The sequence below is a fragment of the Psychrobacter sp. BI730 genome (assembly GCF_013414195.1).
Classification (GTDB): domain Bacteria; phylum Pseudomonadota; class Gammaproteobacteria; order Pseudomonadales; family Moraxellaceae; genus Psychrobacter.
Map to the genome: position 1 here is coordinate 57,539 of NZ_JAATTV010000010.1, position 13,223 is coordinate 70,761.

Consider the following 13,223-nt stretch of genomic DNA (forward strand, 5'->3'; position numbering starts at 1 on the left):
GCTGGCTTTTTTATGGGTAGCGCTGCGATAATAATTGGCTTGTAAAACAATGACTCCCGCCCCATAACTAGCAGTATTACTAAGATTTTTAAGAGCAATAAATTCTATGGTTAATGTCTCAGAATCGAGTCCTGTCGATGATAAAAAAGCCCGTCTTAAGCATCTGATTAAACGCCTGCCTAACTTGCCAGGGGTGTATAAGATGCTGGGCAAGAACGGCGATATATTATACGTTGGTAAAGCTAAGTCGCTAAAAAGCCGAGTAAATAGCTATTTTGCCAAGACGATTGATCATCCAAAGACGCGGGCGCTAGTGGCGCGGATTCATAATATTGAGACTATTATTACGCGTAGTGAGACCGAAGCGCTGTTGCTTGAACAGAATCTAATCAAGGAGCATCGTCCGCCCTATAACGTGCTGCTGCGTGATGATAAATCCTATCTTTATGTGTTTATCTCAGCCGATAAGCCTTATCCACGTTTGGCCTACGGTCGCGGCAAAGGCAATCATCAAAAGGGTCGATTCTTTGGCCCGTTTCCCTCTGCACATGCGGCAAAAGAAACGTTGGTCTTGATGCAAAAGATGTTTCAAATGCGTCAATGTACTAACACCTTTTTTAAGCAGCGTCAACGTCCTTGCCTTGAGTATCAGATCAAACGTTGTCGTGCGCCTTGTGTCGGTTTGGTATCGCCAGAAGAGTACGCAGAAGATGTGAATAATACCATTCGTTTTTTAAAGGGCGACTCTAGTGATATTCATAGTACGCTGATTGAAAAAATGGAAGCGTCAGCTGAAGCATTAGATTTCGAAAAGGCGGTATTTTATCGCGATCAGCTGTCTATGTTACGTGAAGTACAAGCAAGGCAAGCGGTCTATACCGTACAAGGTGAGGCAGATGTGATTGCCATTGCCAGTCAGGCTGGCATGACTTGTGTGAACGTACTGACGGTACGTGGCGGCCGTGTATTGGGTGGAAAAAATTATTTCCCAGATGTGGATAGTAGTGAGTCGCTAGCAGACAATTTATCAGCTTTTATTACGTCATTTTATTTCCAAGTGACCGATGATTTGCCAGCTGAAATCATATTGAGCCATCAGATACCAGATCAGGTAGCAGTGAGTGAAGCATTGGCAATGCACTTTGGCAATAAAGTAGTCATCAAGACCAATGTACGCGAGCATCGATCAGAGTGGCTAGACTTAGCAACATTAAATACCAGTAATGCATTAAAAACCAAGCTTGGCGATTATTTAGAGCTGCACGCACGATTTGGCGCACTAAAAGACGTATTGGCGACTGTCACTGATCGGACGATTGATCGTATTGAATGTTTTGATATTTCACATACGATGGGTGAGGCGACCATTGGTAGCTGCGTGGTGTTTGACCAAGGTGGCTCGCGCCGTCGAGACTACCGTCAGTATGCTATCCATGATATCCAAGGTGGCGATGACTACGCTGCGATGAAGCAAGTGCTGACTCGACGTTATAAAAAGCAGCCATTGCCGGACTTGCTATTGGTTGATGGTGGTAAAGGTCAGCTTGGCATTGCTAAAGAAGTATTGACTGAATTGGGTATTCTTGGTGACACCTTGCTCATTAGTGTGGCAAAAGGGGAAGGGCGCAAGGCTGGGCTTGAGGTATTGCACTTTATCGATCACGAACCGTTAGATCTACCGATGGATAGCAAAGCATTGCACTTGCTGATGCATATTCGTGATGAGGCGCATCGTTTTGCGATTACTGCTCACCGTAAAAAACGCGATAAGCGTCGCTCGTCATCAGTGCTAGAAGTAATACCGGGACTGGGTGAGAAACGTCGTCGTGACTTGCTCAATCACTTTGGTGGTATGCAGCAGCTGCTTGGTGCTTCACAGCAGGAGTTGGCAGGCGTACAAGGTATCGGACCAGTACTCGCAAAAACGGTTTATAAAGTACTGCATGAGTAAAGAGTTAGATATTATCAAGCATCAGTTTTTATCTTATTAATTGACTATAAATAAGACTGTGTGAAGATTAAAAAAAAGGGGCAGTCTTGGATAATTTTACTTATCCAAGACTGCCCTTTTTTTAATAGGCTTTTACTACTTATCAGTTTCTACTTTATAAGTGGTAAATTTAAAGCTTAAATCGCTTTTTTCATCGTGCATTTGCTCAGATTCGTCTGCTACTTTAAAGCGTTCTGGCAACTCAGGGTAAAAGGCATCGCCGTCAGCAATGTCAGTATCTACATGAGTCAGCTCAATACGGTCCGTATACATCAGAGCGTCACTAAATACGCGCTCGCCGCCAATCACCCAAATCGTATCGAGATGTGCGCCATGAGCAAGGCTAGCTGCTTGTGTCAGAGCATCGTCTAAGTTGTGTACCACATAAGCATTGTTGCTATCTGCGAGACCTTTTGTCTCAGCATAATCCATCTGTGTCGTGACAATGAAGCTCACACGCTTAGGTAATGGTTTACTACCCATTGACTCAAATGTCTTACGACCCATGATCACGATACCTTGAATCTTACTATCGTTTTCTTTGGTCGTCATGCTTCTGAAATGTTGCAAATCTGCTGAGATATGCCACGGTAGCTCATTGTTTTTGCCGATACAGCGATTGCTACTAATAGCAGCGATTTGGGCAACTTCGGTATGGGCATAGCTCATAATATATCCTTTTTATTGTATTCTTAAATTTTGCTCTGATTCAGTGTAGTTAACCAGACTAACTTTATACGGCAACTTTGGCTTTGATAGCAGGGTGCGACTCATAGTCATTGACGCTAATGTCTTCGTACTCAAACACAAATATGTCTTTTATTTCAGGGTTCAAAGACAATGTCGGCAGTTTATATAGCGAGCGTGTTAACTGTAGCTCGGCCTGTTCACGGTGGTTTTGGTAAATATGACAATCACCACCCGTCCAAACAAACTCTCCAACTTCTAGACCACATACCTGCGCGATCATATGAGTCAATAGCGCATAGCTCGCAATGTTGAAAGGCACGCCTAAAAATAAGTCAGCCGAACGTTGATATAGCTGGCACGACAGCTTATTGTCTGCGACAAAGAACTGAAATAACGTATGACATGGTGGTAGGGCTACTTGCTCTGCTTCACCCGGATTCCAGCCAGAAACAATCAAACGACGGGAATTTGGATTGGTCTTTATCTGTTCAACGACTTGTGCGATTTGATCGACGCCATCAGCGTTATAACTGGCATCTTCATTTTTGGTCGCGCCATAGTTACGCCATTGATGACCATAGATAGGACCCAAATCGCCAGCAGGTCTGTTAAAGCGCGCGGTCTGTTCTGCTGTCGCCCACTCATTCCAGATACGAACGTTATTCTGTTGTAGATAGTCAACATGAGTGCTGCCACTTAAAAACCATAATAGCTCATAAGCGATAGATTTAAAGTGAACTTTTTTGGTCGTTAGCAGTGGAAAGCCTTCTGCTAAGTCAAAGCGTAGCTGTGCGCCGAAATGGCTAAGCGTACCAGTACCAGTACGATCACCTTTTTCAGTGCCATTGTCGAGAACGTGGCGTAGCAAATCTAAATAGCCTTGCTCGTTATTACTTTGGGTGCCATTGATCATAAAATGCTCTTTAGTTACTGCTGACAGCGCATACAGGCTAGATGGGGAGTCGATATATACACTGTCATTATTGAAAGTATTGCTAGGGTAGGTGTTTTGACAGCTTACCTTATTTTAAGTCATCAACCTTTATCACAAAAAGGTAGGCTTAATAAGCAGCTTGCTTACCCCAGTCGTAGATGCCACGTTTGTAAGCGTAACCGATCAAGAACAGACCGATAATTATCATTGGGGCACTTAGTATCTGACCTTTGGTCATCCAACCTAGCAAGATGAATCCTTGGTCGATGTCTGGCTGGCGGAAGAACTCAATGATGAAACGGCTAAAGCCATAACCAAGCATAAAGACACCAGTCACTGCCATCCGAGGACGGGGCTTCGATGAGTACCACCACAAGAATAGAAACAACAGCAGACCTTCTGCAAGGGCTTCATACAGTTGCGACGGGTGACGAGGCAACAGGTACTGGCCATTGACTTCAGTCATCAGGTCTTGTAGCGCAGGATTGGCTTGTAGCTGCTGCATATCAACGCTAGCGGCCTGCGGGAAGTAGGTCAACCAGTTATAGCCACCGTCAGAGACGCGGCCCCATAGTTCGGCATTGATGTAGTTACCAATACGTCCGAACAATAAACCAGTTGGTACGCAGGGAACGACAAAATCGAGCACTTGGAAAGGTGTCTTTTTATATTTGCGAGCAAAATACAGCATACCCAACATGACACCAATCAGGCCGCCATGGAATGACATACCGCCTTCCCAGACCTTGAACAGATAGGCAGGGTTTTGGAGTAGCTCACCGAACTGATAAAACAACACATAGCCGACACGGCCACCTAATATCACACCAAGTGCGCCAAAGAACACTAGGTCTGAGACCATATCTGTCGTCCAGCCTTCACGCTTGGTACTGCGATACCACGCCAGTCCGTAGGCGGCGGCAAATGCCAACAAATACATCAGCCCATACCAATGGACTTCGACAGGTCCAACTGCTAATGCTACAGGATCGTACTGAGGATGAATCATCATAAAGGCATCATAATATTGATAATAAAATGCTGACTATAATAGCAAATTTCGTTCGCTGGGCATACATAATTGCTCTAGTGCCAATCAGAGTGTATGAGTAATTTGATTCTTTGAGATGATACAGAATGTATAGGCTAAGAGTCAAAAAAGATAAGAAGTGAGGTGAAAAAAATGACTTTAATTAAGGAGTGTTTTCGTGATGATATGTAATCTTGGTAGCTATTAGCTTGAGATGAAAGTGCTATTTTTAGCATTATCTAGCGTTCACTACCAATTTGTATTATTACATCTATTATTAAAAGAGATTAGATGGCGACCAGATCTTGTACTTTGTTTTCGACCATCGTATCGCCTGCGCCTTGTGAGACTACCTCGCCGCGTGATAGTACCGTGTAATTGTCAGCAAGCTCTTCGGCAAACTCATAGAATTGCTCAACCAGTACAATTGCCATGTCACCTTTGTCAGCTAAGTCCCGAAGCACACGGCCGATATCTTTGATAATAGACGGCTGTATACCTTCGGTTGGCTCATCTAAAATGAGCACAGTCGGCTCAGAGGCTAGGGCACGGGCGATCGCAAGCTGCTGCTGCTGACCACCAGACAAATCACCACCGCGCCGATGTTTCATCTCATCGAGTACGGGGAAAATATCGTATAAATGCTTGGGTACATGTTTGGCTTTACTGCGTGAAAACTTTGCCATACCAATTAATATGTTCTCTTCTACGGTCAGTGTCGAAAAAATATCGCGTCCTTGTGGTACATAAGCCAGCCCAGCTCGGACACGTTGCTCGGGAGACATCTTGCTGATATCTTTATCATTGAGCAAGATCTCTCCTGATTTAATCGGCAATATCCCCATCAGGCATTTAAGTAGCGTGGTTTTGCCCACGCCGTTACGTCCAAGTACCACGCTGCATGCGCCTACAGGTGCTGTAAACGAGACATCTCGTAAAATATGACTGCCGCCGTAATATTGATTGATATCGTTCACTTGTAACATGGTTATCTCCTAAACTCTAAAACTTTTCTCATATTTTAAAGGGTATATTCGTTTGGCTCGTCTAGATGATTCGTTCGGCTATCGCCCTAAGTAGGACTCAATCACTGCTTCATTGGCTTGTACTTCAGCTAACGTACCTTCGGCCAAAATCGCCCCTTGTGCCAATACCGTGACTTTTTCACTGATGGCATCGATAAAGGTCATGTCATGTTCGACCACTACTAATGTATGGTTCTTTTTAAGCCGTAGACACAGCTCGGCGGTATGTTCTGTTTCGGCATCGGTCATACCTGCTACGGGCTCATCAAGCAAAATTAGCTTGGGGCTTTGCATCAGTAGCATGCCAATCTCTAACCACTGTTTCTGCCCATGTGAAAGCAATCCAGCGGGCTTGTTGATCTTATCGGTCAAACGAATCTGCTGTAGGGTCGCGTCGAGGGTATCGCGAGTATCGGCATTTAGTTTGTTAAATAAGCTTTTGACCACACGTTTGTCTTTTGGCGCAGCAAGTAACAGATTATCCATTACCGTAAAGTTCTCAAAAACAGTAGGTTTTTGAAACTTACGGCCGATACCCGCTTCAGCGATTTCTTCGGTAGATAAGCTGGCAAGGTTATGAGTCTGACCAAAAAACACGCTGCCTTCCGTAGGGCGGGTTTTACCTGTAATGACATCCATCAATGTGGTTTTACCAGCGCCATTTGGGCCGATAATACAGCGTAGCTCACCTTCTTCGATATATAGCGATAAGTTATTGAGTGCGCGGAAAGAGTCGAACCAAACACTTAAATCTTCTAAATATAATGCAATACCATGGCTAAAATCGACGCCAGATTTTTTGGGATGACTGAGACCGTCACGTCCATCAGTATGATCATATTCAGACAGCGCCTTAGTCGATTGTTCGGTCGATGGTGATTTATCATTTAGCATTATTGTTTCTCCTTTTTGAAGCGATCGAACAAGCCCATAATGCCATTGGGTAAAAATAACGTCACGACGACGAACAGTCCGCCTAATATCAATAGCCAAAACTCAGGGTAGGCGACGGTAAAGTAGGTTTTCACAGCATTTACCACACCAGTTCCTAAAATCGCGCCAATTAAGCTTCCTCGACCACCAGTTGCTACCCAGACGGCTATCTCAATCGAGTTCACTGGGTTCATTTCACTCGGATTGATAATGCCTACTTGCGGCACGTATAGCGCACCTGCAACACCAGCAATGACAGCGGATAACACCCAAGCGGATAGCTTGTACCACAATGTACGGTAGCCCAGATACTGCAAGCGGTTTTCGCTATCACGAATAGCACCGAGCACTCGACCATAAGGCTGATTCATTAAATGACGCAAACCCATATAAGAGACTAACAATGCTAAGGCCGTGACAAAGCACAGCATTGAACGAGTAGAGGCAGCGGTAATGTCGTAGCCGAGTAAGGTGGTAAAACCAGTGAAGCCATTATTGCCACCAAAGCCTGTCTCATTACGGAAGAATAGCAAGGCTGCTGCATAGACCATGGCTTGAGTGATGATAGAAAAGTACACCCCTTTGATTTTGGAGCGAAAGGCAAAGAAACCAAAGATAAAAGCAACTAAGCCAGGCACTAATACGACCAGTGCGACAGCCCACCAAAAATGCTGCGTGCCCGCCCAGTACCATGGCATTTCGGTCCAGCTCAAAAATCGCATAAAATCAGGAAGCGCATCGCCTGCTGTCTCACGTGTTAGGTACATGCCAAATGCATAACCACCCAAGGCAAAATACAAGCCATGTCCCAAGCTTAAGATACCGGCATAGCCCCAGACGAGATCTAGCGCCAAAGCCACCATCGCTAGTGCCATGATTTTGCCAATCAGGGTAATCCAGTAGGCTGAAAGGTGAAAGGCTGAAGTCTCCGGCATAAGGTGTAGCCAAGGTAATATAAGCAGTACGGCAAAACATAATCCAATTAAAAAAGCACTACGCGGTGTATCAGACAGTAATTTGGTCAGTATCATAGGAATCTCCTTATTCGACAAAGCGGCCTTTGAGTGCAAATAAACCTTGTGGCCGTTTCTGAATAAACAGAATCACAAGAACCAACAATACAATCTTAGCCAGTACTGCACCGATACCAATCTCAAGTACCGTACCGCTCACACCAAGTCCTAAGGCGGCCAATACTGCGCCCCATACTTGACCGACACCGCCGACGACGACGACCAAAAACGTATCAATGATATAGGTTTGACCGAGATCAGGACCGACGTTACCGACTTGGGCGAGGGCACAGCCAGCCATACCAGCCAGCCCAGAGCCCAAACCAAATGCCATCATATCGATACGTGCAGAGGGGATACCGACAGCACGTGCCATTTGGCGATTTTGAGTGACGGCTCGTATAAACAAGCCAAAGCGCGTTTTGTTAAGTAAGTACACCAGTAGCGCTACGACGATGACCGTGAATACGATAATGGCAATACGGTTATAAGGTAGTACAAGGCTTGATGACATTTGATACGCGCCGCTGAGCCATTCCACGTTACTGACTTCAACGTTCTGCGCACCAAAAATCATCCGTACTAATTGCATCAATATTAAGCTTACGCCGAATGTCGCCAGCAATGTCTCTAGCTCACGACCATATAATGGGCGAATCACGATACGTTCAATAATCATGCCGATGATGGCACTAACTAAAAATGCAGCTGGAATAGCAACAAGCAGATACCAGCCAGCCATATCTGGCATATAAGCTTGAAAGAAGTTTTGCACCATATAAGTGGTATAAGCCCCGATCATAATCAGCTCACCGTGCGCCATATTAATCACACCAAGTAGGCCAAAGGTAATGGCGAGACCAAGCGCTGCTAGCAGCAAAATACTAGCGGTACTCATACCGGTGAAAATATGACCCGTCCATGTGCTTACTTCAATACGGCGTGACACGCTAGATTCAGCATCGATAAGTGCAGCTTTGAGCGAGGCATCTAAGCCATCAGCCGCCAGGGCAGATTCAATATCGACCAAAACTTGTGGGTTATCACTATCTGCAAGTAGATTGACCGCTGCAATCTGAGTGGGCAGGTCACCGTTTTTGAAATCAATACGAGCTTGTAGTGCCGTTAGTGCCTTTTTGACTTTAGTGCTGTCTTCATTTGCCGCTGCTGTCGTAATAATGGCTGGGTCTACTTGGTCAATATTATCGGCCAAAATATCCACAGCTTGTAGGCGCTGTGCTGGCTTGTCAGATGCTAGTTTTACCTTGGCTTGACCAAAGATGAGCGCTGAGCGTAGGGCATTGGTCAGGGTAATTTGTGATAAATCACTTGGCCAATCGTCAGTCTCTTTTTTATCAGGATAAGTAAACAGCTGATCTTCTTTATTCAATAAATACGTTTGCCCACCGTTGCCTTGATATAGCTCATCATTGGCAATAAATTCAACCAAACTATCTAAACTCTCAACGGATCCTGGCCAATCACTTAGCATAGCTTGGCGCTTACTAAAATCGCCGGCCACAAATTTTTGAATGGCATCGCCTGAACTTGTAGAAGTTGCTGCTGAGGTATCTGAGATAGTTTGAATAGAGATAGATTTGTTCGCAGGCGTGAGCAAAGATTGCTCACTATGAGCGGTATCCGTATCGTGGTCATGTATCTGACCATTATGATCCGCATACGCTGTGGTGGTGAAAGTTGTTATGCATAATGCCATCAATGCAAGTAATCGCAGAGGCGCATGAATTGAAAAACGTGCCACATACTGCATGACTTCACTGACTGATGCTTGTGGGTTGTTACCATTTTCGGACGATGTTTGCCCTACAAACGGGCGTAAAGTATGGTGCTGCATGTGCGGCTCCCTGTTTTTACAGACAACAAACCCTTAGCCACTACTGCTTAGCGTACTAAGCGATAGAAGTATTGATAAGGTTTGGCGTTATTTAAAAGTTAAGAATAAGTGTTGAAAACAACTGTGAAAAATAGGCGTTAGGAATATTGTTGGTGTCGTTTATCCATCCGCCTACTATTCAATTACTATCCACGTGCTTTTCAGTACCGCTTTATTTGTAGAACGAGTTATTTAGGAATGTACTCGCTCCATGGCTGGGCTTGGATAACTTCTGGCGTTTTGAAAATCGTATCAAACTGTCCGTCGGCACGAATTTGACCAATCATGACAGGCTTCCATAGGTGATGGTTTTCTTCATCCATTTTTAGCGTGTAGCCAGAAGGTGCGTCGAACGTTTGTCCCGCCATGCTAATACGTACTTTATCGACATCAGTCGTACCTGCTTTTTCGACAGCTTGCTTCCACATGTTGATACCGACATAAGTCGCTTCCATTGGATCATTGGTCACGACTTTTTCAGCATTCGGTAGTTTTTGGTCCAATGCATACTGCTTATAGCGTTTGGTGAAGGCACTGTTGGTTGGGTTTTTGATCGACATAAAATAGTTCCACGCCGCCAAATGCCCTTGTAGCAGACTGGTATCGATACCGCGCAGCTCTTCTTCACCAACTGAGAATGCCATCACGGGAATATCTGAGGCTTTGATACTTTGGTTGGCAAGCTCACGATAGAACGGCACGTTTGAGTCGCCATTGATGGTCGAGATAACCGCGGTCTTTTTGCCCGTTGAGAACTTTTTAACGTTAGATACGATGGTTTGATAATTGCTGAAACCAAATGGCGTGTACTCTTCCATGATGTCTGCATCAGCCACGCCTTTTGATTTCAAAAATGCCTTTAAAATCTGGTTGGTGGTGCGTGGATAAACGTAATCAGTACCTAACAACACAAAGCGCTCTGCACCGCCGCCTTCTTCATTCATCAAGTACTCTACTGCCGGAATAGCTTGCTGATTTGGTGCCGCACCAGTATAAAAGATGTTTTCTGACTGCTCTTGTCCTTCGTACTGTACTGGATAGAACATCAACCCGTTCAACTCTTCAACTACAGGCAACACGGATTTGCGTGATACCGATGTCCAACCACCAAAGATGACATCTACTTTGTCTTGAGTGAGCAGCTGACGGGCTTTTTCGGCAAACAATGGCCAATCAGAAGCAGGGTCGACGACTACTGGTTCTAGTTGCTTACCGAGTACACCGCCATTGGCATTGATCTCATCAATGGTCATGAGTGCCGTGTCTTTTAGAGAAGTTTCAGAGATGGCCATGGTGCCAGATAGCGAATGTAAGATGCCCACTTTGATCGTGTCGCCATCAGCGGCAGGGGTAGTCGTTGTCTCTGTATTTGTTTCGGCTGTTGTCTCTGTGGCTGTCGCGGTTTCGGCAGGCTTTTGACAAGCAGTAAGACTCAGGCTGCCAATGACGGCAATCGCTAGTAACGAGAAGCGTGATCTGATTTTGCCGTGTAGGTGAGCGTCAACAAACTGAGGATTGGCTAAAGTGGGTAACGAAAACATGGACATCTCCTAAATAGACACAAAAGATAAAGTATGGCTCCTGAACAGTTATTAAGCGTTCAAGTTCCGTGCCAAGTTAAAAAAGCCAATAATCGAGTAATAATTGAGCAATAATTAGGTTCTGATTAATATATTCATTAATTTAGTGCAGGATGGCTAATAAACTGCACCATAAAGGGGAGATGAACAAAAAAATGGTGCAATACAGAAAACCAAATTTTTAAAATTGAAGAGCTACCATATTAAGAGATTTATCGATAAGGCGATTTCTACTAAAAATGCTGTCTGCCAAAAGCATTTATTGCCAAAGACCTGTAAAACGGCTACGGTAATATCTCTAAGATAGTTGCTATTTTGCGCGTTGAGCCAATGCGTGACTGCCATGAGGGATTTTACTGCTAAGGAATGATGTATGAACGCACAATTAACAGAGTCATCTGTCTCAACAGGCCATGGCAGCGTATTGCCGCCGCTTAATCAAATGACTAGATTTGCTATCCTGCCATTTGTACTTGGTAGTAGTGCTATTTTAGGATTGTCTTCGGCACAAGCGGCCACCAGTAGTGTCGAGCAAGTGACTATTTATCAAGGGCTGGCGAGCGTAACTCGCGCATTGCCTATTACAGGTAGCGGTGAGCAAACGGTGGTGTTTTCGTGCTTGTCACCTTATATGGATAAAGAAAGTCTAAGTGTACAAGCGACGAATAATGTTAGCGTTGGGGAAGTCAGTATCGAAGAGCTGACAGGTGAGCAGGCAGCCCAGTGTCAGTATCAAGGTGATGCCAAGGTACAGACGCAGCAAAATACTCTAGCTAGTATTAATGCGGAATTAGAAGCGGCGCGCTTAGCAAAAGCCTATTTGCAAAATTTGACTAAGGCCACGCAAGTCAACACGGCGAGTACGATTGCTAGTAACGCACGCGATATAGAGGCGCAGGCAACCCGTATTAACCAAAGTATTATTGAGATGGAGCGGCGACAAGCAAGCGCCCAAGATACACTAAATCAGATGATGGCAAGCAGTGTCACGTCAACGGCGAGTAATGTGACCCAAGTGAGTGTACGCACTGCCAGTCGCGCGCCAAGTAGCATTAAATTGCATTATCAAGTACAAGGCGCAGGCTGGGAGCCTACGTATCAAGCTCGCCTAAATACAAACAGTGAGCAGTTAAGTATCACAGCTTCTGCGATTATTGCTCAGCAAACTGGTGAGAACTGGACAAACGTACCACTGACACTTAGTACCGTTAATCCTAATCAAAGTACGACGGGGCAATTGCCGTATGTACAGCGTTTATCATTATATGAGGAGCGCGAAGATGTTCAAGTGAGACGTGAGCTACCTATGATGGATACTTCTCCTGTTATGATGGAAGAGCCTGCTTATAACAAAGGAGCAGGGGCAGCTATGGCACCGTTACCTAATTTCACGGTCAGTAGCCAAAATAAAAATGGCATTATCGAGTATCGTTTACCGCAGTTGGTCAGTATTCCAAGTGACGGGAGACGGGTACGCACAGTGATTGGGGAGCAGGCAGGTAATAGTAAGCTCTGGATTCGCAGTACGCCAAGTGTTAAGACTGCTGCCTACTGGTATGCATCAGCGCCGTTTTTGACGCCGGACTGGGTTGATGGTTCGCTACAGTTGTACCGTGATGACAACTATGTAGGTCAGTCACGTTATAATTATCAAATGCTAAAAGAGCAGGGGATTGGATTTGGTCGTGATTCAAATATGTTCGTAAAAGAGCTGACCAATGAAGATAAGCAAGGTGAAAAAGGTGTGCTAAACCGTACGCAAACACTGACGACCACCAAGGCCTATCAATTTACCAATCAGCACAATCGCAACGTACGCTTGCAAGTACTGGGCAGTGAACCTATCAGTCGTGACGATAGTTTAAAAGTTGCGGTGACGCATACGCCGCCCGTAACTGAGCGAGATTGGAATGACAATCAAGGCATGGTGGCGTGGGAATTTGACTTACCAAGTAAGCAATCACAAGTAATACGTTCAACCTCCCAGATTAGTTATCCTGCCAATAAATTACTGACTGGCAATTAATGAGCACTGCCTGTAAGTGCTACCTTATTAATAGGTAAAGTTTGAAATAATATCTTTGCCTCTATTAAGAATTACCCGAATAACGAAAATTATTATAAAAGGAAAGCT

General features: G+C 44.8%; 10 protein-coding genes. 2 read left to right on the top strand and 8 right to left on the bottom strand.

The features are described 5' to 3' along the window. Positions 1-106 precede the first annotated feature (106 nt). A complete protein-coding gene (gene uvrC / locus HCZ91_RS09105) occupies positions 107-1,951 on the top strand; it encodes an excinuclease ABC subunit UvrC (RefSeq protein WP_102092090.1) in 1,845 nt (614 codons plus the stop codon). 135 nt (positions 1,952-2,086) lie between these two features. Here uvrC and HCZ91_RS09110 read toward each other — a convergent pair whose 3' ends face one another. The 8 genes from HCZ91_RS09110 to urtA form a co-directional block, all read right to left on the bottom strand. Continuing rightward, complete coding sequence (locus HCZ91_RS09110; RefSeq protein WP_179799116.1) at positions 2,087-2,659, bottom strand: dihydrofolate reductase; 573 nt, start codon at positions 2,657-2,659, stop codon at positions 2,087-2,089. A gap of 64 nt (positions 2,660-2,723) precedes the next feature. Further along, positions 2,724-3,593, bottom strand: a complete 870-nt coding sequence (locus tag HCZ91_RS09115; protein ID WP_179799117.1) for a thymidylate synthase — start codon at positions 3,591-3,593, stop codon at positions 2,724-2,726. A 148-nt stretch (positions 3,594-3,741) separates the two neighbouring features. Further along, the gene (lgt, locus tag HCZ91_RS09120) at positions 3,742-4,626 is read right to left on the bottom strand and encodes a prolipoprotein diacylglyceryl transferase (RefSeq protein ID WP_057761969.1); all 885 of its coding nucleotides are present in this window, start codon (positions 4,624-4,626) and stop codon (positions 3,742-3,744) included. A gap of 305 nt (positions 4,627-4,931) precedes the next feature. Further along, on the bottom strand, positions 4,932-5,630 hold the full coding sequence (gene urtE, locus HCZ91_RS09125; protein ID WP_179799118.1) for an urea ABC transporter ATP-binding subunit UrtE: 699 nt from the start codon (positions 5,628-5,630) through the stop codon (positions 4,932-4,934). Positions 5,631-5,708: 78 nt separating this feature from the next. Continuing rightward, positions 5,709-6,518 (bottom strand): urea ABC transporter ATP-binding protein UrtD, encoded by an 810-nt coding sequence (gene urtD, locus HCZ91_RS09130; RefSeq protein ID WP_313777867.1) that lies wholly within the window; start codon positions 6,516-6,518, stop codon positions 5,709-5,711. 44 nt (positions 6,519-6,562) lie between these two features. Further along, positions 6,563-7,633: an urea ABC transporter permease subunit UrtC gene (gene urtC / locus HCZ91_RS09135; protein WP_179799119.1), complete on the bottom strand. Its 1,071-nt coding sequence runs from the start codon at positions 7,631-7,633 to the stop codon at positions 6,563-6,565. Between the two features lie 10 nt (positions 7,634-7,643). Then, positions 7,644-9,470, bottom strand: a complete 1,827-nt coding sequence (urtB, locus tag HCZ91_RS09140) for an urea ABC transporter permease subunit UrtB (protein WP_257020028.1) — start codon at positions 9,468-9,470, stop codon at positions 7,644-7,646. A 227-nt stretch (positions 9,471-9,697) separates the two neighbouring features. Then, positions 9,698-11,050 carry an urea ABC transporter substrate-binding protein gene (gene urtA, locus HCZ91_RS09145; RefSeq protein WP_179799120.1) on the bottom strand — a complete coding sequence of 451 codons (1,353 nt, stop codon included), beginning with the start codon at positions 11,048-11,050 and terminating at the stop codon, positions 9,698-9,700. A 412-nt stretch (positions 11,051-11,462) separates the two neighbouring features. Between urtA and HCZ91_RS09150 the strand changes: the two genes are divergently transcribed. Then, complete coding sequence (locus HCZ91_RS09150) at positions 11,463-13,115, top strand: DUF4139 domain-containing protein (protein WP_179799121.1); 1,653 nt, start codon at positions 11,463-11,465, stop codon at positions 13,113-13,115. The last annotated feature ends 108 nt before the right edge of the window (positions 13,116-13,223 follow it).